The following is a 24,033-nucleotide window of genomic DNA, read 5'->3' as shown; positions in this document are numbered from 1 at the left end:
TTGTCCTCTATTTTTTATTAACCGAAGCATCATAGATGGAATCTACAGCTTTCTTCAGTTCTGCGTCGAATTCCTCATCAGACTGATTGGCATTCAAGTCTGCGGCCAGGGCGCGGGAGAAACTTGCGATGACGCCATCGTTTTCCTTAAGCTTTTCGTTCGCTTCTTCACGGGAATAACCACCTGAAAGCGCAACAACACGAACGACTCGGGGATGATCGACGAGTTCTTTGTATGCGTTCGGCTGAGTAGGGATCGTAAGCTTCAGCATGACGTTCTCACTATCAGACAACTCGTTTAAGTGTTTCAAAATCTCATCTTGGAGAAGTTCCTCGCACTTTTCCTTGTCACTGCTGTGAATATCAACTTCTGGTTCAATAATCGGTACAAGGTCTGAAGCGATGATTCTTTTTCCAATGTCGAACTGCTGTTGAACGACTTCTTTGATGCCGCTTGGATTTGGCTCATGGATGACGGAGCGCATCTTTGTGCCGAAAATGTTACGTTCATTGGCACGGCGTAATGTTTCATCAAGATCATCAATCGGTTTCATGAGCTGCACGCCGTTTTCTTTTTCCGCAAGCCCTTTGTCGACTTTAAGGAAAGGGACGACCCCTTTGCTGGCTAAATAATCGGCCGTATATTGACCCTCGATTTCCCGGTCCATCGTTTGCTCAAAGAGAATGGCACCGAGGATATGGTCGGCATCGAAAGAAGGGGAGGTAATGATTCTTGTCCGCATTTGGTGGACAAGGTCGAACATTTCATCCTCACCTGAATAGGAATCTTCTGGAACGCCATAAGCGGCCAGCGCTTTCGGTGTACTTCCACCACTTTGGTCAAGCGCAGCGATAAATCCATTTCCGTTCTTCATTTTTTCAAATTGCTTGTTGTTCATGTTTTCCACTCCTTTTTCGTAGTGTGAAAAATTACCCTTTATACTGTTCCCTTAAATTGGATTTGCATAACCTGAAAATGGGAGAAGAGTTTTACTGTGGATGTGGGGGAAGGTGTTTTAACAGAGCATGAAAAGGAATACTATGTATCAATCGGAGTATAGAGGAGGAACTTTTATGGGGAAGTGGATCATGAACGTTCTGGCGTTCATTCTTGTCGTCACTGTGAATGGACTTGCTAATGCTTTGCCCTTGAATGGTCAGACGACAGGTGAAATATCCAACCGTCTGAACGTGTTATTCACTCCTGCGGGGTATGTGTTCAGTATATGGGGACTTATTTACATTTTACTAGGCATCTGGGTGATTCGACAGTTTCCGAAAAGTAGACGGGACCTGCCCATCTACCAAGAGACAAGTGGTCTCTTCGTCTTAAGCAGCCTGCTGAATAGTCTCTGGATCTTTATGTGGCACTATGAATTTTTCGGAATTTCCGTCTTGGTGATGATTGGATTGTTGCTCACATTGATCCGTTTATATCAGACCTTACAGAAAAATGAGGCTTCTTTTTTCGATCGTCTTCCGTTTTCTGTTTATCTCGGTTGGATCAGCGTCGCCACCATCGCGAACATCAGCTATTATTTAACCTACATCGGCTGGGATGGGTTCGGAATTTCCGCGACTGTATGGACGGTACTGTTGATGATTGTAGGCACACTGCTTGCTATTTACTTCATGAAAAGCCAGGATGATTGGGTGTATCCGCTCGTTTTTGTCTGGGCGTTTATCGGCATCGGGGTGAAAAATCAGGGCAGCGACGTGCCTCTTGTAGTGAACTCCGCTTTTATTCTTGCGGGACTGCTGCTTGTGCTCACCATTTTATATGGATTCAGAAAAAAATAAGAGCCACTTGATGCGTTCATCAAGTGGCTGTTTTTTGTTCACAAAGAAACAGGAAGGGAATCCAGGCCTCTTAAAAGGAAGACGGAACGCCATTCGGGTGGGTTTACATCGAGGTTCAGATCGATATCCGGGAATGTCGTTAGTAATTTTTCCAGCGCAATTTTCCCTTCGAGGCGGGCGAGAGGTGCGCCGAGACAAAAGTGGATCCCGAACCCAAATGCGACATGAGCATTTCTTTCTCTTGTAATATCAAACTGAGAGGCACGTTCAAACTTTTCTTCATCACGGTTGGCTGAACTAATCGACGCGACAATGAAATCCCCACGCCGGATGAGCTGGCCATGGAAATCAATGTCCTCATCTGCCCAGCGAGCGGTCGAAAAATCGACAGGGCTGTAATAGCGAAGTCCTTCTTCGATCGCACCAGGAATGAGGGTACAATCATCTTTTACTTTTTCAAATTGGTCAGGATGTTTAAACAGGGCAAACATGGTGTTCCCGATCAAATTGACCGTCGTTTCGTGGCCGGCGATGATCAAAAGGACGATCATAGAGTAGAGTTCATTCCTTGTCAGCTGCTCCCCGTCTTCTTCAGTTTGGATGAGGTGGGAAACCAAGTCATCCTGAGGTTCTGCTTTTCGTTGTTCAAAAAGCTCTGTCAGGTATGTAGTAAAAGCTTCTACATCAACCATAAAGTCAGGGTCCATTTCGTTGGAGGCAGAGACGATGGTGTTGGACCATTGTCTGAATTTATCCCGGTCCTCTGCGGGGACCCCGAGCATCTCACTGATGACGATAATGGGCAGTGGAAAAGCGTAATCATCAATTAAGTCGACCTTCGTTTCTTTTTGTTTCATTTGGTTTAATAGATCATCCGCAATTTCACAGATTCTTGGTTCCAGCTGCTTAATGGTTTTAGGATTGAAGTAAGGTTGGACAAGTTTGCGCAGGCGTGTATGGTCAGGTGGGTCGACGTCCAGCATCATGTTTTGGAAGATGTTGAAGTCGTCTTTTTCGGTGTCTTTAGAAGCAGAAGAGAATAACTTGCTTTGGTCTTTAATGAAACTGGGTGATTTTAATAGCTCTTTCACGTGATCGTATTTGGTAATCATCCAAGAGTGGTTCGTTCCATCACTGTTCATTGGAAAAATTGGCTGCCCTTCGCGAAGATCTTCGTAAAACGAATAGGCTCCTATTTTAAAATTCGACTGATGAAGTGTTTCCAAATTCCCCATTACATATCTCCTCCTCTGAAATGATCTGTCTATCTTGGATTATATAAGGGATTGAAGATAAATGGAAATAAAAGGAGTACCAGGTCATCCAGATTCTGGATGACCTGGTACTCCTTTTATTGTAAGCGTTATTCCTTACGGTTTTGAGGGAAAGTGATAGGATAAGGATAGGTAGGTTAAGAAAGGTGGAAGCAATGTGAAGAAAATTCGATTAGGGAAAAGTGATTTAGAGGTCGGGGAGATTTCACTCGGCTGTATGAGAATGAGTGAACTGAGCACGAAGGAGGCATCGGAAGTGATCACAAATGCGGTCGAGAATGGGGTCGACTTATTTGATCACGCCGATATCTATGGAAAAGGAGAATCGGAGTCTGTATTTGCTGAAGCACTGAAAACGACCGGCGTGCCACGTGAAGACATCAAGCTTCAAACGAAGTGCGGCATTCGTAAAGGGTTCTTTGATTTTTCTAAAGAGCATATTTTGGAGTCAGTGGACGGAAGTCTTAAGCGGTTGAATACAGAGTATGTGGATAGTTTATTGCTGCACCGTCCAGATGCTTTGATGGAGCCGGAAGAAGTAGCGGAAGCGTTCGCCGCACTGAAAGAAAGCGGAAAGGTTCGTTACTTTGGTGTGAGTAACCAAAACCCGATGCAAATGGAACTCTTGAAGAAGTATGTGGGAGAAAGTTTAATCGTCAACCAGCTGCAACTCAGCCTCGTCCATACGCCGATGATTGATGCTGGATTCAATGTGAACATGCAAAACGATCCTGCCGTCGTCAGGGACAGCAATGTCTTGGAGTATTGCCGACTGCATGATATGACCATTCAAGCATGGTCACCATTCCAGCACGGAATGATCGAAGGTCCTTTTGTAGGCAATGACGCTTTCCCAGAGGTGAATGCCAAGCTTCAGGAACTTGCTGAAAAGTATGAGGTGACGGATTCTGCCATCGCAATAGCCTGGATTCTGCGTCACCCGGCTAACATTCAACCTGTCGTTGGCACAATGAATACTCAGCGAATGCAGGACATTGCCAAAGCTTCTCATATTGTCTTGTCTAGAGAAGAATGGTACGAGCTTTACCGAGCTGCTGGTAACGATTTACCGTAATAATGATTGGAGGAGGGGGCTAATCGGGTTCATGGTTAGCCTCCTCCTCGTATGGAGAACCTTTTCTCATATAAAATAGGTATATTCTAGAATGAGAAAATATCTTTAGCGAATGATAATAAGAGCGATAAATCCGTCTTTTTGATTGAAAATGCTGTAAAAAGAACGGGGATTATGAAAAAATTATGATTAAAAGCGTTTATTTTGTAAGAATGTGTTGTGCTTCACAAGATTATATTTTACTCTAGTAACGTTAGCTATAAAATGGCACTCTTACTGTTTTATAACAGGTAGAGCTTTCGTTGCTTGTACTAGTTATTTACTTATAAAAAATGAGCCCCGGGCTCAAAAAAGGAGAAGTGGATATGGCAGATTCATTCACAACAGAAAAAGACGGGCAGACAAACGTTGCTCGTGACGAGCGTGAACTGCTCGACCAACTACTGGAACCAGAAGTACAGGAATCTTTGACTGTTCTTGTGAAAGAGCTTCCGAAGCTTACCGAATTGGTGAAGATTCTTTCAAGCTCCTACGACACCGTTCAATCGCTTGCGACGGATGAAGTTCTGAAAAAAGACACGGTTGAGTTCATGTCAGAAGTGGCTGAGCCTCTTAAACATTCCGTGAAAGAAGTAACGCAGAACGCAATCGAAGCGAAAGATCATGCGGAAAGCAGCTCAGAAGTTATCGGACTATTCGGCTTGATGAAGATGTTGAAAGACCCTCAAGCTCAAAAAATGTTCCGTTTCGTTAACGCATACTTAAAAGTATCCGCTGAACGCAATCACAAAGAGTAGGAAATGGAGGAATCAACATGTCAAAAGAAATCGTCATTCTAGGCGGCGGTTATGGCGGGCTTCTTGCCGCTTTGTCTGTGCGCCAATACATGGACGCTTCAGAAGCGAACGTCACAATCATTAATAAAACCCCGACACACCAAATCATTACAGAATTGCACCGTTTGGCAGCAGGAAACATTTCTGAGCAGGCGGCAGCTCTTCCTCTTGAGAAGTTATTGAAAGGAAAAGACATCAACCTTAAGGTTGCGACCATCGAGTCCTTTTCTGTCAATGACAAAAAGATCTCACTAGAAGATGGTTCTGAACTGTTCTATGATGCTTTGGTCGTGGCACTAGGTAGTGTAACGAACTACTTCGGCATCCCTGGACTGCAGGAACACAGCATGGTCCTTAAATCTGCGGAAGATGCAAATAAAATCCGTGAACATGTGGAAGCTCGCATTCGTGATTATGCAGCGACGAATAACGAGGCAGATGCCCACATCGTCATCGGCGGCGGTGGCTTGACTGGTGTCGAGCTTGTCGGTGAATCCGGTATTGAAGTGAATCGCGGACGTGCGTCTGTGAACAATTATCTTCAGTCTGTATCCCACAAAGACGTATTTGTTGTCGGTGACAGTGCGGTTTATTTCAAACCAGGTGATGAACGCCCACAACCACCGACAGCACAAATCGCTTGGCAAATGGGTGAGACCGTCGGTTATAACCTATATGCCTACCTTGAAGACAAGAGCTTTGAAGAGTTTGAACCTGTCAACTCAGGTACACTTGCAAGCCTTGGCCGTAAAGACGCGGTAGCTTTCATCGGTGCCAACCAGACACCATTGAAAGGTCTTCCAGCTTCTGTCATGAAAGAAGCAAGTAACGTGCGTTACCTATCCCACATCAAGGGACTATTCGCACTTGCCTATTAAGAATATTCTCTAAGGTGAAACACCCTTAACAAACGCCTGCTTCCAGCGCTTCCAAGCGAAAACGAAGCAGGCGTTTGTTGTGCATTTTTTACATTATTTGCCACACCAGGTCATCCAGATATTGGATGACCTGGTGTGGCTATTTTTGGGAATTGATCGCGCAGGTATAAAGGTGAATGGGTGGGTGCAGAATGGGGATAATTGATTTCATGGAGTGGTGGGAAATGTATTTATTATTAGTCATAGTGGTATGGATTCTTTTTGCCTATCGATTTGTTGATTGGAAGCAGGTAGGGAAGCAATACCCGACGATCCTGTTTTTTATTGCTGTGAACATGACCTATAATTTCCTTTATTATAATCACACACTGTGGGCATTCCGCGGGGTGACGATGGAGTGGCTGAACCATTCCATCATCAACATGGCTTTCACTTTTTTCATCTGCCCGATCGGCTTAATTATCTATTTGCAGCGCATTCCCAAAAACCGGAGCAACCAATTCGTCTATATCACGGTTTGGATCGCGTTTTATACGGTAATAGAATGGTTGTTTTCTCTAAAAGGAATGTACGTATATGATCATGGGTGGAACAACTGGCTTAACATTCCGTTGAATGCCGTATTATTCCTCGTCCTTTATCTTCATTACAGAAACCCTGTCCGGGGGCTTCTCGTATCTCTGCCCATTGTTGTCCTTTTCTACGTATTCTTTTCGTTTCCCTTGGACAGTTTAAAATAGAAAGGATGTCATGCAGCCGTGATCATACGTGATGTGTTATCTGTCCCCATGTTTTTGATCCTGCTTTTTTCGAGTTATCTAGTGATGTGGATGTACATCGGCAAGAAAAAGATTAATAAAAAATGACCTGCTCCTTAAAATTAAGAGGCAGGTCACTCTTTTATTTGATTTGCGTCCGTTTCGAAGATGGATGGCTGTCTTCGTATTTTTTAAAAGAAGTTTCCGGTTTAAGCGCAATCGTTTCTTCACCAGCTTGTTTTCCCAGAGATTTATACTTGAGCTGAAACTCATCCTGCACTTCAGGCGGTTCCTCAACGGAAGGTGACTGTTTCATGCCGGCAATCCAAGTGTCGAAGTCGTACATGCCACGGTCGATAATCAATCCCAAATCTTCGAGTGACTGTGTCAATTCGTTCAAGCAATCCAAACCATTCCTTAAAATAATGCCTTTCTCTTTGGCTTTATCAACGGAATGCTCGAGACGATAGCTCTCCCCTTGATATGTAAACTCTACAAAACAACTGTTACGGTCCCAATTAAAATTGAAATTCTCAACCTTCAGGCGTTTGACCACTTTGATCAATCTTTTTTCACAAATGCTTTGCTCTTTATGTGGCATCCATCGGAATAGAACATTCTTGAATAAACGATTCTTGAACATGCCATTCACCTTCCTTTTTTATTAAGCCTAATCATGCAGTGACTGTATAACTATTTCTACAAGATCGATGCGATGACCTTCCAGTTTCAAGGATAATTTGTAGAATAAAGGAATTTTTATTTTAATCCTTGCAGAAGACGCTCGTCCTTTTCCCGAACGAGATCATAAGTTTCTACCAAATGTTCGGGGACTAATGCACGTCCATAGTTCCAAGCATTGGTTTCAATGACGGCCTTCAGTTCTTCAATCTCCTCATCTCCTCCGTACATGAGTGTGCGCAAATCGTGTTTATGTTTTTTGAATGTGAGGTAGTAGCCGATTTCATGATAGAGGATGATTTTCACAACGTTCTCTTCGGGTTCATTTACTTTTATTTTACTCATATATCCGTTGATTTGTAGATAGTTAAAATTCACTGTATTTGTGGATACATTATAGCTCATGGGTGCTGGAAGTTTATTATTGATTTCATAATTGATGTCCAGTTGATGTTCAAGCAGTGTATCCTTAATAATGTCTTCAACCTGCCGTACGTAAAGCATGAAAATCACTGACCTTTCCTTTCTATTATTCTCAGTATAAGTGAAGGAAAGAAGTGAACCAAGGTACGATACGCTCATAATGAAAAAGTCCTATAATGGGTCATTAGTATTATTCAGGAACCATGAGGGATTGAAGATGAAAGAAAATTCCCTTGCTGTGGGCGCACATATCAAACGAAACTCCTTTCCACACGTATAATACGGTAACTGAATCATTAAGGAGTGAAAAAAATGAGTTATCGAGCGTATGATTATGATTATGACTATGATCACCACCATAAAGATGGATGCTGTGGAAAAAAAGATAAACACCATAAAATGAAACATTATAAAAATTGTGTAGAAGATGTATTAGAGGCGATCCTTTATGCACAAAAGAAAGTAAAAAAAGATGATTGCCACACGTCTTGCCAGCAATCAATTAATGAACTGCTGGGAGAGAAGCGTGTAAAGAAAAACACGATTCCATTCCTTTTATATTGCGGATGTGAACCGTTCAAAGGCACAGGGGTAGCCACTTATTCCTGTCACTCTAAGAAAGAGAAGATCAAGTGTATCCATACTCACATTTTTAAAATTAAAGAATTGAATAAAGACTGTGCGGTTCTGGAGCTTCTTGACTTTAAGTCAGACTTGAAAGATAAGCAACCGAAGCATTGTCACAGCAAACACGGGGACGCCTGTCATCAACTGGATCATAAGAATCTTGATGATCTCGTAGGAACTGGCATCTGCATCACTGTGGATTTATCTTGTTTTTGTGCGATTACCTGTCTGCCAGCTGTCCATTTGTAAACCAAACGATTAAGATGAGGCGAAACGTCGATTTACCTTTCCTATGCACACGTCGGTAAAAGAAAAGAAGGTAGCCTCATGAGTCTACCTTCTGTACATATGTGCTTACCCGCCGAATGCTTCTAACAGATCCTCGATTTCCTGAATGTCCATTTCCTGTGAAACACTTGGTTTGTTGGTAGAGGATGGTACACTTCCCCTTTGGAAAGAGCCTCCGGCCAGCAGTCTCTTTATTTCCAGCAATTCTGACAAGACCCCATTTGTTCCCTCTTGTTGGGGAGTCGCTGTTTTATGGAAGTAGTGACTTAAGGCGGAAAATATTAAATGATTCAGGGTGTTATTTTCTGAGTGATAGGCAATTTCCTCTAAAATTTCAGGGGGGACAGAGTGGTGGTCCCCTGTTTTTACATCAATGAAGGAATCGGGGATCGTAAGCACGGTTTGTTTAAAATAATCGTGATATACGTTTGACATTCCTTCACCCTCTAACTTTTGGTATAAGCATAATCGTCCGTATATTCTTTGTTTTTGCTGATCCACTGCATCTTAGCAAGAATCATCAATCCCTGGACATTCAATTGCGACATGTTCTCAGGGAAAAGTAATTCAATCGGACGGCCGCGCTCATTCCATTTCACGGCTGCTTCTTTAATTTGTTTTTCAGCGATTTCAGCGGCTCCGCCGACCGCAATGTATCGGGATGCACCCTTGATTTCATTGGAACGGCTTCTCACTCTGTCAAAATGCTCGAGATACTTGATCGCCATCAAACGCAGCTGTGGCGTGATGTATTTACTAATATCTTTTCTTACTCCTGCGAATGGTTCAACGTACCATTCGGACTGTCCGGCCACGAGTTTTTCTTCAAGCTCCGAACGTGAATTGAAGCTGTACATTTCATTTTTACTTACTTTTTGTATGATATGGTCGAGGAATTGATTGATTCCGAACGGCTCACCTTCGACAGATGCGACCGGTTTATTCTTCTTAATCCCTACAAAGTCCACCGAATCTCCGCCGAGGTCTCCGATGAGAATGCCTTTAGAAGAATCCTTCACGAGTGAATCGTCCGAGATCATAAGCGTCTCCTGATCCCTCGTCAAAGCTAAGTAGGCAAGCGCGCCTTCCGCACCTACGATAACATCCTCAATTTGTATTTTGATTGCGACTTCCTTCGGTTCTCGTATACCCGGCACTTTATGAAAAATGACCGTATGATTTCCAATCAATCGCTGTTTGAAGATTTCCTTCTTTTCCTTGTATTGGGTGGTTGGTAACGATACCGCCAGCTGATCGATCGTAAATTGGAGATCCTCTTCAGCAGGATTGGTCAATAAAGCATGATACGCAGCGGTTGCAAAAAGCAGAAGGTAGGTGCGCTCTTCGTCAACCTTTTGATTGTTGAATGACGTTAAGCTGACGTTTTTCTGCTGCATCGCTGACTTTCCGATATAAAAGATCTCCCGTCGATCCTGGATGGAAGGGCTTTTGATTTCAACGATCAAATTCTCCTCAAGCTCCACATCCTCTTCATCATAAGGTTTTTCGTAAAATTCCTCATCAAACAATGCGATCGCGTTCGGCATCTGATAATCAAACATTTCTCCCTGGTCTGATACCAAAGCTTTGTACCAGCTGTTTCCGACATCTACGGCAAGAAAATTATTTCTATTCATTTTCTACCTCCTCATTCTACAACGTATGTCGAAGAGGCCGTCCCTGTGCGAATACCCATTTCCTCCCCATCAAATCCACGCCTTATCTTAAAGAATATGTCAGGATTGTGGAAGATTTGATTTCGAGATGGGGGTTCGTTTGCTATGTTGAGCGGTAGGGGTGGCTGGGAAGCTACTCGCTTTCCTGTGGGGGAGCGCCGAGCTTCCTCGGACTACGTCCTGCGGGATCTCGCCTATCTCCTTCTCCCACGGGAGTCTCGCAGCTTCCCAACCACCCCATTCGATGTATGGGTGAAACGAACCCTTTTGCCGAGGATGAGTGACTTTCAAAATTCCTGATCTATATTGATAAAGCGCTCTATAGCAGGATTTCTATGTAGGATATACACTCTAGGACCTAAAAGTGTATATGGAAAGCTTCTTTATTTGTTGAAGAGGTTTTGAGATACATATATGGCAAAAGGGCGTAGGGGAATGGCGAGACTCCTGCGGGAAAAAAGTGCATGGTGAGACCCCACAGGGCGCAGTCCGAGGAGGCTCACCGCGCTCCCGCGGAAAGCGAGCTATTCCCCGCAGCCCCCATCCACTCAACAAACATCTCGAAACTGAGTCTTAAAGAATAGGGAGCTTATGTTTAATAGATAGAAAAGGGGAGATTTCTATTAAAAATGGAGAACTTGTTCAAAGTTCCACGTTTATACTCCTTCATCTGACCATGCTTAATAGAGTAGATTGCATAGAATACAGTGAGGTTAATATAAAGGAGGAAAAAAGTGATGAAAAAAGATAATTGTCACGATAATTGTGTAAACCTTAACGCGTCAGCCTCAGTTGACAATTGCACAAACACGGAAGCGGCTACTCCAGTAAACCCTGCAGATGAACTAACAATCAAAGTTCCTGTTGAACTCGGAGCCTACGATGTTACGACTCACCTTGTTGCGAACATCAAGTTTCCACACCCTGTACTGGAAATCAAAGATATTAAGAAAAGAGTGGTAATCACTCAATGTCGTTTGATGACACGTACGTCAACAGGAAGCGACGACTTATTCACAGGTGGAGAATTCCCATTGTTCATCAAAGGATATGTCCGCAAAAACATTCAATATGCAAGCCCTGTTTACGGTGCTTCAGGCGAATGTATCTCTTCTGACATGAAGTCATTGACGACAAAGATCCACTTTGACTGCATGACGACTGTAGACCTGGAAGGACTCGTTCAGCTTCCTGTAGCAAACACAAGAAGAGAATTTGACTTCTTCCGTGCTCAGGACTTGGGTGAAGGATTCCCTGAGAAAGATCAAGCACTATCAAGTGATCTTTCCCAGTACCACCAAGAGAGCACACAGGCGTACAACGAGCTCCCATACTGTGAGCTTGTCGCGAGTGACATCATCGAGTGGGATGAAGCAACAGATCGCCAATCATACAGTCCTGTTGATGAAGGCTACTTCCACCACATCGTTGAAAAAATGATGCTCAGATTCCGCGTGAAAGTTTTGCAAAAACAACAAGTCGAACTTAATGGCTAAGGGTTAAACAAAAGCACGATTCCTCATAGAAGGGATCGTGTTTTTTATATTATTCTATAGCCCTTTGCCGGTTCCTTCTTATTAACCCTCTTGGCTTGAACGTATCTCGGAATCGAGATAAGAGCCCAGACATCAGCGGATTTCCTACATACGATGGGGATATCTTTCGTTTAGGAGGCCATCGAATGTCTGATAAACATAACGATTCCTATGAGTGTGAAAAAGGGTATTGTAAGCCATGCAAGCCTCACGTAAGCATTGGTAAGATCATCACAAAGGTGCCAGTCGTCCTCGCCGAACTCAATGTCCAGTTGAACATAAATGAAACCATCACTTTCCCAGAACCTGTTCTTGAAATTAAAGATATTAAGAAGAGAGTCGCTTTAACTCAATGTCGATTGCTTCTCCCTACAAAAAAATTGTTCCTTAAAGGATTCGTCCGTAAAAACATCCAATATGCAAGCCCATCGAACGAAATCGAAATGAGCACAGATACGACGGTCGCTTCAGATCTCCATTCGTTCACGGTGGATATTCCATTCGATACGGTCCTTGAAATCAAAGACTTCTTATCCATGCCGGTTATGCCGAAAAATAATAAGAGGGAAGAGTTTGATTTTGCCGTATCCCAATCCTTACCTTCCGGCTTCCCTGAGAAGGATGAATTGTTGAGCAGTGATCTTTCTCAATATCACCAGGAGAGCAGCCAATTTTATAATGAGCTTCCTTATTGTGAATTGCTTTCCAGTAAAATCATTGAATGGGATGAAGCGCTCGACCGCCAACCACTTCCGGGATCTTCACCATTCAATGAAGGCTACTTCACGCAGGTCGAAGAAAAAATGGTGCTCGACATTTGCCTGAAAGTTCTCCAGGACCAGCAAATCCGCGTAGCTTCAGCTTCCAATGATGATTGCTGAGTGACAAGTATAGGGCAGAAAGGAGGGGAGAAAGGATGCTGAAGGGCAAGCACCTTTCTGAGTAATATGAAGAGAGATGAAATCAAGTTCAATCAAACACGCTGGACGAAACGGTCACATCCAAAACCACCGAAAACAAAGGATGAGCGTAGAAGAGAAAATAATTCCTATGATTTTCAATTTGAGGATAATCCTTCTGTTTCAGGAGATCACCATGACATCTATTCACCTTACGACTCAGGTGGAGAAATGCCTCGACCCGTCATTTCCCCACCTTCAAAAATTTTGGATAATGACACGGAAGAACATGTGTTGGCAGAGAACCGGAAGCGAATGTCTTCGTTCCGGAAAGACTCGATGGCCATCGTTGAAAGTCCCAGTAAGGGGGAAGATTTCTTTGGGGAATCATCGGATCGTCCTCAGGTGAGATCCGATAGGGAAAGGAAGAAAAACAACCCATTCTTACCAGAAATACTAGCGTTATTAAAAGAGGAGCCTAGTCCAGACTGGAGCTCAATGAATGAGCCTCAAGAAATGATAGAAGATGAGTTTGAAGACTACTCGATCTTAACAGATATCGTTTCTTCCATGGGAGAGTCCTCGGACGATCGCCAAGGTTTTAAAGATCACTACCAGGCTCAAAAAAATATCATTTTGGATGATGAGGATTCCATGTTGCCAGAAGAAGAAAAATCAATGAATGAAGGCCCATCCGACAACCTATTCCATGAGGTTTGCTCCATGCTGGATGAATCCAGTTCTTGGTCAGAAAAAATCGAATGGTCTTATGATGAAGAAGAATCCTCAGCGATTCTCGAATCTCTCGATGAAAGCCGAGGCTGTATGATGGAGGATGAAGAAGAGTCTTCTTGTGAGCAAGATCAGGAAATGATTGAGAGTTCTTCATCTTTGGAATCCTATGAGGAAGAAAAATCTTCAAACATAGCATGGAATATGACTGTAAAAGTCCCTGTCTTATTATCTACTAAAAAGGTTGAAGTGAATCTGATGGAAACCTTGAACATTCCTGATGATCTATGTGAAATCATTGATATCCAATTATCCATTCACTCTCAAAAGGAAACCGTGGTTCTGCCATCTTCCTATGTTTTTCTTAGTGGCGTACTCATGGTGGAGGTCATTTATGACAATGGAGAATCCTTGCAGCAGCTCAAACAGACGGTGCCATGGGAAGAGACGGTTTGCGTGGACTGGAAGAAAGAGCCGCAGATCCCATGTTCAGATCGGAAGGAATACACCTTCGACTGTGACGAAACAGGAAACGTGCACTATGAGTTTGTGGAGACATTCGTTGAGCCGGTAGAAGTAGAAACGCAAAGTGTGAGCTTTGTCAGTCATAGCGATGCCTCTGTCACGGATGGAAGACTCTATATTCAAGGATCCGCTCATATCGTCTATGACCTTTTACAGAAACAATATGTACACATATAGTTCTAATCACAAGAAAAAGGAGATGCCCCCAGAGGAGCATCTCTTATTTGTTATTGACCAATGATTTTTCGAAAGCGGCTGTAAACCGTTTCTTGTTGTTGAGTTGTTGCAGTCTGAGCATCTTCTTCTCCACCGTTTTCGCCATTATCCATTGGCGGGACTGATGGGAATTCGAGATCTTGTTGTTTCTGAGTCAACTTGATGACAAGGTTGATGTCCATTTTTTCCGTCACTTTGTTGAAACGACCCCAGTTATCAAAATGGTGCACAATGTCCCACTGGTTAACAGCAGAAGCAAGAAGCTTACATTTGATTGGCTGGTTGTAGATTTCGAACGTCAAAGAACCGAATTCGCAACGGTCAGCGCCCATGCCGTCTTTAGAAAGCTCACGGCGTTGGAGGACGTTGTCTTTCACGCTGTATGGGAAATCGAATGGATATTGGACGTCGTTTGCAAGTTCAACCTGATCGTATGCTTTGAACGGGATATCGATGCTGTAATCTTTAACATATCCATACCCATCTTCCACATACTGGATGTTTTTGTGTACAACCCCTTCAACAAACAATTTCACGTACCCAGGGTTTCCGACAACAGGAATCGCTTTACACTGTGTCAAGGAAACGTTTTTCTCGATGTTTTTAATGGCTCTAGCATACGATGGTAGTTCGAAGTCCGCCTCAGTAAGAGACTGAATCAACACATCACCAAGAATGATTGTTTCTTCTGTATCATCCGAAGAAAACTCTTCTGATGCAGTGAAGAGACTCTTTGATTTGGCTACATCGCTGGATAGAGGTGGACATTTTTTACCGTGTCCATACCCATTTCCGCATCCTGTGTTTTTCCTCATATTGTTCACTCCTTCTATATTTTTGTCAAAAGTCTACCTTTCTTTCAGACAAGTTCCTTTTGACTCATTAATACTATATGTCTCTATGAAGGAAGGTGAATGGACGAGTGACGATAGGCATTAAAAATAGGTGCTTTCCCTCGTAATCTATGAGCGGAATTCTTTGAAAAAGTTTTGAACTGGCCCGTATGAGGAGTCTAATTCGGACAGCTTGGTCATATGGTGAAAAAGAAACGGTGAGCTTTGTCTATGACAGGGGGGATGCTATGGAGTGGAGTTTGTGGGTGATGGTGATGTCCGCGTTTGCAACAAGTGTCGGGGCCCTTCCTGTATTATTCATACGTTCCATATCCCACCGGCGGATGGACAGCATTCTTGCTTATACAGCGGGGATTATGGTGGCCGCTTCAACGTATGGATTAATTCCTGCTTCGCTTAAGTTAACCAATTTGTATGTGTTGTGTTTTGGGGTTCTGGTGGGTGCCTTGTTATTGAACGTGTTGGAATACATTATTCCTCACATCGATCTCGATCATGAACGAAGTGATGTGAAACTTCCTCAGCAGGCGCATATGTTTGTTGCGGCTATGACACTCCACAATATTCCTGAAGGGTTATCCGTTGGGGCAAGTTTGGCGAGTGAAGTTGAAAATCTTGGACTTGTTGTCGCCTTATCGATGGGGCTGCAGAATGCTCCGGAAGGTTTTCTTGTGGCTTTGTTTTTGTTGAATCAGGGCGTCCGTAAATCTTTAGGGGTGGCGATGGCCTTTTTAACAGGAGTCATCGAATGTTTAGCTAGTGTTTTTGGTTTTTTCATGGTTCATACCGCCTTGTCTCTCGTTCCTTATGGTCTTGCCTTTGCTGCGGGAGCGATGTTATTCATCGTATATAAAGAACTGATTCCGGAAACGCATGGCCATGGGTATGAAAGGCTCGCTACTTTTTCCTTCCTGCTGGGGCTTCTCAGTATGATCGGGGTTGTGGAGTGGTTCAGGTAGCTACTCGTCTTCTTTTCGATTACACTGATAGAAAAGGTAAAAAGGAGTGGAAGGGATGTACGAAGGTATTCACCACGTGTCCTTATTAGTATCAGATATCGAAAGAGCGAAGCATTTTTATAGTGATGTATTAGGTTTCGAAGAGAGCCCGGACCGTCCTGATTTTGGATTTCCCGGTGCATGGTATGAGGTGGGGGAAACGCAAATCCATTTGATTGTACATAAAGAAGGACGAACTTTCCGTGGCACGACAGAAATTGATTCCCGGGACGGACATTTTGCAGTAAGAGTGAGGGATATCGAGGCGTTCATCCATCGTTTGGAAGAGCATGAAGTTGAAATGCTGAACAAGCCTGAGAATAAAACAGAGTGGCATCAAGTGTACATCAGTGATCCAGATGGAAATATCATTGAGTTTAACAAATAGAGGGGTGCTTCACATCAGAGGTACACGAAGGATATAAGGGAAGAGGTGAAGGCGTATGAAGAAAGCCGCCCTTACGGTTTTATTAAGTGCATCCCTTCTTGGAGGATGTGGACTGATTGATGGAGTGAACAATACTCTCGCGTACGTCAATGAAGCAACAGAATATGCCAATGAAGCCAATACATTTGCAGAGGAAGCTCCGGCACTGGCCGAACGCGCCATCACAGATCCACAAGCGGCGCAGGAACTGGAAACAAAGCTTGAAGGTATGAAGGAAGATATTGAAGAATTCAACGAGCTTGATGCCCCTGAAGTCGCTTCTGACTTGCACCAACAAGTAGTCGATCAGAATAACCGGGCCCTTGAGGGGATTGAGGTGTACCTCTCCAATATGGAAAATGGCCAGCTCGATCCGTCGGTGCTTGAAAATACGGAAGTCTTCCGGACACTCAACGAGCTCACAAGTCTCCTCGAACAAATTCAACAATTCGGCGAATGATCAAACTCACTTTCTGACAAATAGGAATTTAAACAAAAGACTACAGCCCAACTTTACCAGGGCTGTAGTCTTTTTTCTGTATAAGCTTCCGACTGTGGAAGGATGAGTTTCGAGACTCTCATTTGGCAATGGGGCGGACGGAAAGCGACCCTTTTCCCCAGCCCTTGGATCTCACTAACATCTCGAAATCAAGTCTTACACAACCCTGCCATTAACTTGAATACGATTGTTTTTGAAGGGTGTGTCTTTTTCCCGTTTAAAATCTTTTATTACGGTTATATATTTTTAAAAAATAGTTTTGTAGGGATTTGGAGGAAAGGTTATGGGACAAGCAGAGAAACGACTGGGGTTGATTACAGCACCGGGCTATCCGAAAGAATTGGGAGAGGCTTTGGAGCAAGAGCTGCCGGAGCTCCTCAGCTATTATGTGGAAGACAATTACAACTGGGAAGTGGAATATACCGTCGATGCGCTTACAGGAGTGACGGAAAACTCCGTAGATGTTCTGGAGGCGACGATGGATAGGAGTGAAAAGGAAAACTGGGACTTTGCTGTATGCCTGACAGACTTGCCTTTATTCAAAGGGAAATTTCCAATTGTAGCGGAAGCTTATGAAGAAGGCCATGTAGCTTTGATCAGTCTTCCTGGTCTTGGATCGACTCCTATGATTAAGAGAGTGAGAGAGTCTATTTTACAACTCGTGAATGAAATCTATTATGGCAGTTCTGAAGAAGATCGTGAGCACGCAGAACAGAGGATTCAGTCGAAAGATGATGATCAACATGAAGAATTGAGAAATAAAAGCTCAACAAGACTGATGGGAAAGAGAGGATTTGAATGGCTTTCACCGATTCAGAGAGAAACTCCTCATGAAGAGGACGCGAACATTGATGTCCGATTCACTGTGAAGTCTCGTATCAGTGGAGCTTTGCGCCTTTTGACCGGAATGGTTCGTGCTAATCGTCCGTGGGCAATGTTTCCGGCCTTCCTGAAAGTCATCGTTTTTGCTTTTACCACAGGTGCTTATGCCCTGGTATTTCCGACATTATGGAATCTTAGCAACAATTACGGCATATGGCGCATGTTCATGCTTTCGGTAGTATCCATAGTAGCGATGGTAGGATGGATCATCCTTGCTCACAAGCTATGGGAAAAACCGAACGACAAAAGAGCATCGTATTTACGGAAGCTGTATAACGCGGCTACAGTATTGACGCTTTTTGTATCTGTCAGTTTATATTATCTGCTTCTGTTCTTTATCTTCTCTCTTGCGGTGATTGCCTTCATTCCAATGGGGATGTTGAAGTCACAATTAACAGGCGAGGTAGGGTACATCAATTATTTTTATATCGCCTGGACCGCAACGAGTGTGTCCACAATTATCGGAGCCCTCGGTTCTGCACTTGAAAAAGAAGAGGTGGTTCTTTCTTCCACTTATGGATACCGACAGCGCCAGCGTTATGAGCAGATCAAGAAGGCGGAAGAAGAGAAACGAGAAGATGGTGAAACGGTGGAAGACACTCAAGAATTGAAGAGAGTGAAGTGAAGTAAAGTATCCTGCCAGTCAAAAAATTATATGAAAATTGTTTCTTTTAGGTTATGGATAAGGCCCCAGCGGGTAGAAGGGGAGGAGAATCTTACGTAACTTAGGAGGATTGGATGAGAAAGAAGAAATTGATCGATTATAAAATTTTTGTTCCTTCATTAATCATAATGATTGGCATCAGCATTCCATTTGCCTTGTATGAGGCAGAGTCACTGGAACTGCTGAATGCCATTTTTGATTCCATCGTGAATAATTTCAGTTGGGGCTATCTTTGGTATGGTGTGATTTTAGTGGTAGCCGGGTTGTATTTATCTTTTTCTAAATATGGACAGGTGGTCCTTGGTGATCCCAAGGAAAAACCTCGCTTTACCCTGTTTGAATATGCGTCCATTTTAATTGCGATGGGCGTCGGTTCGACTATCATGCGGACAGGGATGCTGCAATGGACTTCTGTCGCTAACGATCCACCGGCAGGGGTGGAAGCAGGTTCTGCAGAGGCATTGCTGTGGGGGAATGCCTACAGTATGTTTTTATGGGGGTTCCAAGTATTCGCCATTTTCGTCATGATTGCACCTGCCATGGGGTATATTCTCCATGTCCGTAAGCGTCCATTGATGAGAATATCGGAAGCCTGCCGGGTACTTTTCGGTGATAGGTTTACAGATGGCATCGGAGGCCGATTCCTGGATGTTCTGTTTCTGATCAGTATTCTTGCCGGAGCATCAGTAACGTTAGGTCTTGGAGCACCGATCATTACGCAAAATTTATCCCACTTGTTCGGGATTGAAGTGAATTTCACACTGACGATTACGGTTACGATCATATGGGTGCTTTTATTCTCGTTAAGTGCCTATCTTGGCATTGAGCGGGGAATCAAAAGGTTGAGTACGTGGAACATGTATATCGCAGGGTTCTTTGCTGTGTTTATTTTAATTGGAGGACCTGGCGTGTTCATCCTCAATTATTTCTCAGACAGCGTATCCTTCTTATTATCCAATTATTTGAATATGTCACTGAATACAGACTCCGTTCACCAGGGAGAAGCTTCACACATTCAGAGTAATACTGTATTCTGGTACGCATACAGTGCGACATGGGCGATGCTGCACAGTGTGTTTGCTGCAAAAATTTCCAGAGGACGCACGATCAAGGAAATGATTTTGACTTACTTGCTTGCGCCTACGCTGATTTCCTGGGTTGCAACAGGAGTGCTTGGTGGACTTGGTGTCTATCGCTATCTCTCTGGCGATCTTTCCGTTTTAAATCTAGTTAAAGAAAATGATCGCATGGCTGCTATACCGGATATTCTTTCTACTCTTCCATTCGGTGAACTGGCCATCATCATCTTTATGGTCGTCGCGCTCATTTTCCTTACGACAACACTGGATTCTACCACTTATACTGTAGCCGCCTACACAAGTACAAGAGACATGAGTAAATTTGAACCACCGAAACTATTAAGGATTATCATTGCCGGGATTATCACTGGATTTGCTCTTGTTCTGATGAGGATTGGTGGATTGGCACCACTGGAGGTCATTTCAGGATTGATGGGTCTCCCTGTCATCATCATTCAATTCATCCTCATTTACGCTGCGAAGCGGATGATCGATGAAGATCGTGCGTGGAGCAATAATATAAGATGAATCGTAAACCCTCTTCATATTTTCATGAAGGGGGTTTTTGTATGGGATGTGGCTTTCTGTTCATTTAGTCATGAATGTACTATGATGAAAATAAGGTATTTTTGTCTATATATGTAAAGGGGAGAGGTAAATATGAAGTGGTGGCGACTCATGTTTGTTGGGATCGGTTTGATTTTACTAGTGGCCTGCTCGGATCAACCGAAGCCGGAAGATGCTTTTCAATCCTATATGGATCATTGGGAAAGCGGTGAGTATGGACAAATGTATGAGATTCTCAGTGAGAACTCAAAGCAACTTATAAGCAAAGAGGAATTTGTTGATCGATATACAACGATTTATGAGGGAATTGACATGGCGAACTTATCATTTACATACGAACTTCCAGAAGAAGAGCAAGAGTATGAAACAGAAGATACACCTTCCTTTGAATTTGAAGGTGGGCTGGATTCGTTGGGAGGACCGATTGAGTTTTCGAACGCGGCAACGCTCGTCTATGAAGAAGGGGAGGAGAGTGACCGATGGGCTGTGCAGTGGAATTCTTCGATGATTTTTCCTGAAATGGAAGAAGGAGATAAGGTGAGAGCATGGACATTGGATCCCGAACGTGGTGAAATTTTTGATGCAAATGGAAGCCCGCTGGCTGTCAATGGAGGCGTCCTTAATGTTGGTCTCGTACCGGGGTGGATGGAAGAGCACACGGAAGAGGAAACAGAAACGCTGAAAAAAGAGGTCGCTGAAATTTTGGAAACGACCGTAGAGGAAATCGATCAGCAGTTGAACCAATCCTGGGTCACTACGGATACGTTTGTACCTGTGGGAGCTGTAGCTGAAAATGATCAAGAGACAATTGAGGCTCTTAAGGATGAAGAGCTGCCCAAGGGAGTGAAGTTCCAGCCCAATCAAGAAGCAAGGAGCTATCCTTTAGGAGAAGCAGCTGCTCATTTGATCGGATATGTCGGACCGATTCAAGCGGAGGAACTTGAAGAGTTGAAAGATGAAGGATATACAGCGGCAGATCAACTTGGAAAGACAGGACTTGAGAGTGTTCTCGAAGATCAATTGAGAGGTGAGGAAGGTGGAAAGGTCGTTATCCAGACGGACGCGGGAGAAACGAAAGAAACCTTAGCTGAAACAGCGGCAACGGACGGAAAAGATTTCAACCTGACGATATCATCGGAAGTGCAGAAATCCCTTCATGAACAATTGTCAGGTGAATCAGGGGCCGCTTCAGCTGTAAACCCCATGACAGGGGATGTCCTTGCTCTTGTTAGCGCCCCTGCTTATGATCCAAATGCGGTTGTCCTCGGTCGCGACGAAAAGTCGACCTTGAACAAATTCAACCGCACCTATTCACCCGGATCGACCTTCAAGCCAATTACAGCTGCCATCGGTCTTGAACAAGGGGTCATTACACCAGAAGAAGAACTATCCATTACGGGAACGACCTATGAGCATAACGGATACACAGTAACAAGAGTTCCAGGAGCGGCTGAAAATGAACAAGTGAATTTAAGAGACGCGCTCGTGCGTTCAGACAATATTTATTTTGCCCGCAAAATCCTCGAAATCGGAGGGGAAACCTTCCTTCAAGAAGCCCGCGAGTTCGGTTTTGGGGAAGATCTTCCTTTGACTTTCCCAATCGAAAATTCCCAGTTGTTGAATGGAGAAACATTCGAACGGGACGCGTTACTTGGTGACACTGGTTTTGGCCAGGGAGAAATTCAAATGAGCAGTCTTCACTTAGCCCTCACTTACACGCCTTTTGTGACCGGTGGGGACGTAATGAAACCGAGGTTGGTTTCTTCTGAAGGTGAGGGTCAAGTATGGCATGAGAACGTGATGAGTGAAGATACGGTTTCGGTCATACGAGAGGATTTGAAAGCTGTTGTCGAGGATCCAGCAGGGACCGCTCATGAGCCTGTCGTGGAAGGCTTGAGTCTCGCTGGTAAAACTGGAACAGCGGAATTGAAACAATCCCAGGAAGAGGATGGACAGGAGAATGGATGGTTCATTGCGTGGGATACAGAAAGTCAGGACCTTATGGTTTCGATGATGATCGAAGATGCTGAAGGTGGAAGTCACTATGTTGTGCCGAAAGTGAAAAATGTTTTTCAAATCTTAAAATAAAACAGATGCCGGGTGAAAGCATGATCATGCTTTCACCCGATTATCTTTATAGACCAAAAACAGACGTAATTTTCTGAATATAATCCAGGTTAACCATTGACAAAGTTAAGGAGCATCCATAAACTAGTAAGTAACAACGTTGTTATGACTCCCTTATTCCCCCTATATGGAATATTTTTTTACACAAAAATAACAACGTTGTTATTTTTGTGATATAAGGAGTGTGGTCTGACTCATGGAACGGTTGAATCGAGAGACAGCAGCCCATTTACCGACGATAGATGTTTCTAACAAATCAATGATTGATAAAGAACTGCCTATTCGCGCTATTCAGTTCGGCGAGGGGAATTTTCTTCGTGCTTACTTGAATTGGATGCTTGAGCGGATGAACCGAAAGCAATTATTTAACGGAAGGACGGTTGCCATCCAGCCCACACCTCATGGGAGAGTTGTACCAAAGCTTGAAAAGCAGGATCACCTGTACACGACGATTCTTCAGGGGATGGAAGACGGGGAAGAAGTCCAACACGTAGAAGTGAACTCAACCATTGCCCGGAGTATCAATCCCTATGACGATTGGGGATCTCTTCTTGCGCTTGCGGAACAGGATTCTATTGAATTTATTTTTTCCAATACTACGGAGGCTGGGCTTGCGTACATGCAGGAGGCGTTTCCGGAGAATGAATCTCCCCTTTCCTTTCCAGGGAAGTTGGCAGCTCTCATGTACCGCCGTTTCATTCATACAAAAGGGGACCCTCAATCAGGGTTTACAATCATCCCATGTGAGCTGGTGGAAGAGAACGGAAAACTTCTGAAAGCCATCGTTGTTCGGGTAGCTAAGGAATGGAGTTTACCCGCATCCTTTTTGAAATGGGTGGATGATCACAATGTCTTCTGCGACACGCTGGTGGACCGCATTGTCCCTGGGTACCCAGGAGAAAGCGCAGAAGAGTGGCAAAAGAAGCTTGGTTATGAGGATGTGCTGATGGCGGTAGGAGAGCCGTTTCACCTTTTTGTCATCGAGTCAGAATTACCTTTAGAGCATAAGCTTCCGTTTCAAAAGGCAGGACTTCAAGTGAAATGGGCAGAGGTAAAGCCCTATCGTGATTTGAAGGTCGGCCTGTTGAATGCGCCTCATACGTTACTTTTTTCTGTAGGGTTTATGGTCGGACTTCGAACTGTGAAAGAAGTGATGGCGGATGACGTTGTTTCCACTTATGTGCGTCAAGTTCTTTATAAAGACCTACTGCCACGTCTATCTTTTGATGATACAGAGAAAAGTCAATTCGCAGACTCTGTCATCGAGCGCTTTCAAAATCCTTTTGTGAAACACAAACTTTCTGCCTTAGGTCAAAATGCCGTACAAAAACTGAAAAGCCGGGTGTTTCCATTAATCTCGGAAGACGAGAAACTGCCGGAATCCATTGCTTTATCGCTTGCGTCCCTTCTTCATTATTACAAACCTCATACGATCCATGAGGGCCATTTCATGGGGGTTCACAATGGTGAAGAGTACAAGGTCCGGGACGATCAGGTTGTTCTGGAAGCATTCATTGATTTTTGGAGCAAGGATCAGCAAGGCAAGGAAGAGGTTCGCTCTTTATTGAGGGACGAAAGGTTATGGGGGAGAAATTTGGCTCTCCATACGGATATGATTTTTAACTATTTTGATGATATAAACCAACATGGAGCTAAAACGACAACGGAAAGCTTGTTTGAAGGAACAGCTGCGAAAACACAAAACTAAAAAAGG

23 protein-coding genes are annotated in these 24,033 nt (G+C 43.8%); 16 read left to right on the top strand and 7 right to left on the bottom strand.

The window, feature by feature from the left end; translation table 11 throughout:
- Window positions 1–7 precede the first annotated feature (7 nt).
- Entirely contained in the window at window positions 8–898 is an 891-nt protein-coding gene (locus tag BLS23_RS05685) for a fructose bisphosphate aldolase (protein WP_089651576.1), read from the bottom strand.
- Between the two features lie 175 nt (window positions 899–1,073).
- Between BLS23_RS05685 and BLS23_RS05680 the strand changes: the two genes are divergently transcribed.
- On the top strand, window positions 1,074–1,799 hold the full coding sequence (locus BLS23_RS05680; RefSeq protein ID WP_089651575.1) for a TspO/MBR family protein: 726 nt from the start codon (window positions 1,074–1,076) through the stop codon (window positions 1,797–1,799).
- A 38-nt stretch (window positions 1,800–1,837) separates the two neighbouring features.
- Here the strand turns inward: BLS23_RS05680 and BLS23_RS05675 are convergent, their stop codons facing one another.
- Complete coding sequence (locus BLS23_RS05675; RefSeq protein ID WP_089651574.1) at window positions 1,838–3,034, bottom strand: cytochrome P450 family protein; 1,197 nt, start codon at window positions 3,032–3,034, stop codon at window positions 1,838–1,840.
- A gap of 196 nt (window positions 3,035–3,230) precedes the next feature.
- Between BLS23_RS05675 and BLS23_RS05670 the strand changes: the two genes are divergently transcribed.
- The 4 genes from BLS23_RS05670 (at window position 3,231) to BLS23_RS05655 (ending at window position 6,602) form a co-directional block, all read left to right on the top strand.
- Window positions 3,231–4,148: an aldo/keto reductase gene (locus BLS23_RS05670; RefSeq protein ID WP_089651573.1), complete on the top strand. Its 918-nt coding sequence runs from the start codon at window positions 3,231–3,233 to the stop codon at window positions 4,146–4,148.
- A gap of 365 nt (window positions 4,149–4,513) precedes the next feature.
- Window positions 4,514–4,945, top strand: coding sequence for a helical membrane plugin domain-containing protein (locus BLS23_RS05665; RefSeq protein WP_089651572.1), 432 nt, complete (start codon window positions 4,514–4,516; stop codon window positions 4,943–4,945).
- A 17-nt stretch (window positions 4,946–4,962) separates the two neighbouring features.
- Entirely contained in the window at window positions 4,963–5,862 is a 900-nt protein-coding gene (locus BLS23_RS05660) for an NAD(P)/FAD-dependent oxidoreductase (RefSeq protein WP_089651571.1), read from the top strand.
- Window positions 5,863–6,053: 191 nt separating this feature from the next.
- On the top strand, window positions 6,054–6,602 hold the full coding sequence (locus BLS23_RS05655; RefSeq protein WP_089651570.1) for a CBO0543 family protein: 549 nt from the start codon (window positions 6,054–6,056) through the stop codon (window positions 6,600–6,602).
- A gap of 160 nt (window positions 6,603–6,762) precedes the next feature.
- Here BLS23_RS05655 and BLS23_RS05650 read toward each other — a convergent pair whose 3' ends face one another.
- Complete coding sequence (locus BLS23_RS05650) at window positions 6,763–7,263, bottom strand: hypothetical protein (RefSeq protein ID WP_089651569.1); 501 nt, start codon at window positions 7,261–7,263, stop codon at window positions 6,763–6,765.
- Between the two features lie 116 nt (window positions 7,264–7,379).
- The gene (locus tag BLS23_RS05645) at window positions 7,380–7,883 is read right to left on the bottom strand and encodes a hypothetical protein (RefSeq protein ID WP_309545188.1); all 504 of its coding nucleotides are present in this window, start codon (window positions 7,881–7,883) and stop codon (window positions 7,380–7,382) included.
- Window positions 7,884–8,036: 153 nt separating this feature from the next.
- Here BLS23_RS05645 and BLS23_RS05640 point away from each other — a divergent pair, with 153 nt between their 5' ends.
- On the top strand, window positions 8,037–8,600 hold the full coding sequence (locus tag BLS23_RS05640; RefSeq protein ID WP_244157100.1) for a CotY/CotZ family spore coat protein: 564 nt from the start codon (window positions 8,037–8,039) through the stop codon (window positions 8,598–8,600).
- 105 nt (window positions 8,601–8,705) lie between these two features.
- On the opposite strand, the gene BLS23_RS05635 is transcribed toward BLS23_RS05640, so the two are convergent.
- Together BLS23_RS05635 and BLS23_RS05630 are read right to left on the bottom strand one after the other, a co-directional pair.
- A complete protein-coding gene (locus BLS23_RS05635; protein ID WP_089651568.1) occupies window positions 8,706–9,074 on the bottom strand; it encodes a hypothetical protein in 369 nt (122 codons plus the stop codon).
- 11 nt (window positions 9,075–9,085) lie between these two features.
- Window positions 9,086–10,276: a ParM/StbA family protein gene (locus BLS23_RS05630; protein WP_089651567.1), complete on the bottom strand. Its 1,191-nt coding sequence runs from the start codon at window positions 10,274–10,276 to the stop codon at window positions 9,086–9,088.
- A 776-nt stretch (window positions 10,277–11,052) separates the two neighbouring features.
- Between BLS23_RS05630 and BLS23_RS05625 the strand changes: the two genes are divergently transcribed.
- The 3 genes from BLS23_RS05625 to BLS23_RS05615 all read left to right on the top strand — a co-directional run bounded on the left by BLS23_RS05625 (window position 11,053) and on the right by BLS23_RS05615 (window position 14,183).
- Window positions 11,053–11,811: a CsxC family protein gene (locus BLS23_RS05625; protein WP_089651566.1), complete on the top strand. Its 759-nt coding sequence runs from the start codon at window positions 11,053–11,055 to the stop codon at window positions 11,809–11,811.
- A 185-nt stretch (window positions 11,812–11,996) separates the two neighbouring features.
- Window positions 11,997–12,731, top strand: a complete 735-nt coding sequence (locus BLS23_RS05620) for a CsxC family protein (protein WP_089651565.1) — start codon at window positions 11,997–11,999, stop codon at window positions 12,729–12,731.
- Window positions 12,732–12,797: 66 nt separating this feature from the next.
- Window positions 12,798–14,183 (top strand): hypothetical protein, encoded by a 1,386-nt coding sequence (locus BLS23_RS05615; RefSeq protein ID WP_089651564.1) that lies wholly within the window; start codon window positions 12,798–12,800, stop codon window positions 14,181–14,183.
- A gap of 50 nt (window positions 14,184–14,233) precedes the next feature.
- On the opposite strand, the gene BLS23_RS05610 is transcribed toward BLS23_RS05615, so the two are convergent.
- Window positions 14,234–15,037: a CsxC family protein gene (locus BLS23_RS05610; protein WP_181898649.1), complete on the bottom strand. Its 804-nt coding sequence runs from the start codon at window positions 15,035–15,037 to the stop codon at window positions 14,234–14,236.
- 266 nt (window positions 15,038–15,303) lie between these two features.
- Here BLS23_RS05610 and BLS23_RS05605 point away from each other — a divergent pair, with 266 nt between their 5' ends.
- The 7 genes from BLS23_RS05605 to BLS23_RS05575 all read left to right on the top strand — a co-directional run bounded on the left by BLS23_RS05605 (window position 15,304) and on the right by BLS23_RS05575 (window position 24,027).
- The gene (locus BLS23_RS05605) at window positions 15,304–16,035 is read left to right on the top strand and encodes a ZIP family metal transporter (protein WP_089651563.1); all 732 of its coding nucleotides are present in this window, start codon (window positions 15,304–15,306) and stop codon (window positions 16,033–16,035) included.
- A 55-nt stretch (window positions 16,036–16,090) separates the two neighbouring features.
- Window positions 16,091–16,462 carry a VOC family protein gene (locus BLS23_RS05600; protein ID WP_089651562.1) on the top strand — a complete coding sequence of 124 codons (372 nt, stop codon included), beginning with the start codon at window positions 16,091–16,093 and terminating at the stop codon, window positions 16,460–16,462.
- Between the two features lie 55 nt (window positions 16,463–16,517).
- Complete coding sequence (locus BLS23_RS05595) at window positions 16,518–16,961, top strand: DUF6376 family protein (RefSeq protein WP_089651561.1); 444 nt, start codon at window positions 16,518–16,520, stop codon at window positions 16,959–16,961.
- Window positions 16,962–17,283: 322 nt separating this feature from the next.
- Window positions 17,284–18,507 (top strand): MFS transporter, encoded by a 1,224-nt coding sequence (locus BLS23_RS05590; RefSeq protein ID WP_089651560.1) that lies wholly within the window; start codon window positions 17,284–17,286, stop codon window positions 18,505–18,507.
- A 113-nt stretch (window positions 18,508–18,620) separates the two neighbouring features.
- On the top strand, window positions 18,621–20,153 hold the full coding sequence (locus tag BLS23_RS05585; protein ID WP_089651559.1) for a BCCT family transporter: 1,533 nt from the start codon (window positions 18,621–18,623) through the stop codon (window positions 20,151–20,153).
- Window positions 20,154–20,285: 132 nt separating this feature from the next.
- Window positions 20,286–22,280 carry a penicillin-binding transpeptidase domain-containing protein gene (locus BLS23_RS05580; protein WP_089651558.1) on the top strand — a complete coding sequence of 665 codons (1,995 nt, stop codon included), beginning with the start codon at window positions 20,286–20,288 and terminating at the stop codon, window positions 22,278–22,280.
- Between the two features lie 235 nt (window positions 22,281–22,515).
- A complete protein-coding gene (locus tag BLS23_RS05575; RefSeq protein ID WP_089651557.1) occupies window positions 22,516–24,027 on the top strand; it encodes a tagaturonate reductase in 1,512 nt (503 codons plus the stop codon).
- Window positions 24,028–24,033: the final 6 nt, after the last annotated feature.

It is taken from the genome of Halobacillus aidingensis, from assembly GCF_900104185.1.
Classification (GTDB): domain Bacteria; phylum Bacillota; class Bacilli; order Bacillales; family Halobacillaceae; genus Halobacillus; species Halobacillus aidingensis.
Note: the sequence above shows the minus strand (reverse complement) of the source record. Positions and strands in the feature narration are given on the sequence as shown.

Excerpts from the sequence above, each read along its gene's own strand:
- BLS23_RS05685 (WP_089651576.1), bottom strand. The coding sequence starts at position 898 with ATGAACAACAAGCAATTTGAAAAAATGAAGAACGGAAATGGATTTATC.
- BLS23_RS05680 (WP_089651575.1), top strand. The coding sequence starts at position 1,074 with ATGGGGAAGTGGATCATGAACGTTCTGGCGTTCATTCTTGTCGTCACT.
- BLS23_RS05675 (WP_089651574.1), bottom strand. The coding sequence starts at position 3,034 with ATGGGGAATTTGGAAACACTTCATCAGTCGAATTTTAAAATAGGAGCC.
- BLS23_RS05665 (WP_089651572.1), top strand. The coding sequence starts at position 4,514 with ATGGCAGATTCATTCACAACAGAAAAAGACGGGCAGACAAACGTTGCT.
- BLS23_RS05660 (WP_089651571.1), top strand. The coding sequence starts at position 4,963 with ATGTCAAAAGAAATCGTCATTCTAGGCGGCGGTTATGGCGGGCTTCTT.
- BLS23_RS05655 (WP_089651570.1), top strand. The coding sequence starts at position 6,054 with ATGGGGATAATTGATTTCATGGAGTGGTGGGAAATGTATTTATTATTA.
- BLS23_RS05650 (WP_089651569.1), bottom strand. The coding sequence starts at position 7,263 with ATGTTCAAGAATCGTTTATTCAAGAATGTTCTATTCCGATGGATGCCA.
- BLS23_RS05645 (WP_309545188.1), bottom strand. The coding sequence starts at position 7,883 with ATGAGCGTATCGTACCTTGGTTCACTTCTTTCCTTCACTTATACTGAG.
- BLS23_RS05640 (WP_244157100.1), top strand. The coding sequence starts at position 8,037 with ATGAGTTATCGAGCGTATGATTATGATTATGACTATGATCACCACCAT.
- BLS23_RS05635 (WP_089651568.1), bottom strand. The coding sequence starts at position 9,074 with ATGTCAAACGTATATCACGATTATTTTAAACAAACCGTGCTTACGATC.
- BLS23_RS05630 (WP_089651567.1), bottom strand. The coding sequence starts at position 10,276 with ATGAATAGAAATAATTTTCTTGCCGTAGATGTCGGAAACAGCTGGTAC.
- BLS23_RS05625 (WP_089651566.1), top strand. The coding sequence starts at position 11,053 with ATGAAAAAAGATAATTGTCACGATAATTGTGTAAACCTTAACGCGTCA.
- BLS23_RS05620 (WP_089651565.1), top strand. The coding sequence starts at position 11,997 with ATGTCTGATAAACATAACGATTCCTATGAGTGTGAAAAAGGGTATTGT.
- BLS23_RS05615 (WP_089651564.1), top strand. The coding sequence starts at position 12,798 with ATGAAGAGAGATGAAATCAAGTTCAATCAAACACGCTGGACGAAACGG.
- BLS23_RS05610 (WP_181898649.1), bottom strand. The coding sequence starts at position 15,037 with ATGAGGAAAAACACAGGATGCGGAAATGGGTATGGACACGGTAAAAAA.
- BLS23_RS05605 (WP_089651563.1), top strand. The coding sequence starts at position 15,304 with ATGGAGTGGAGTTTGTGGGTGATGGTGATGTCCGCGTTTGCAACAAGT.
- BLS23_RS05600 (WP_089651562.1), top strand. The coding sequence starts at position 16,091 with ATGTACGAAGGTATTCACCACGTGTCCTTATTAGTATCAGATATCGAA.
- BLS23_RS05595 (WP_089651561.1), top strand. The coding sequence starts at position 16,518 with ATGAAGAAAGCCGCCCTTACGGTTTTATTAAGTGCATCCCTTCTTGGA.
- BLS23_RS05590 (WP_089651560.1), top strand. The coding sequence starts at position 17,284 with ATGGGACAAGCAGAGAAACGACTGGGGTTGATTACAGCACCGGGCTAT.
- BLS23_RS05585 (WP_089651559.1), top strand. The coding sequence starts at position 18,621 with ATGAGAAAGAAGAAATTGATCGATTATAAAATTTTTGTTCCTTCATTA.
- BLS23_RS05580 (WP_089651558.1), top strand. The coding sequence starts at position 20,286 with ATGAAGTGGTGGCGACTCATGTTTGTTGGGATCGGTTTGATTTTACTA.
- BLS23_RS05575 (WP_089651557.1), top strand. The coding sequence starts at position 22,516 with ATGGAACGGTTGAATCGAGAGACAGCAGCCCATTTACCGACGATAGAT.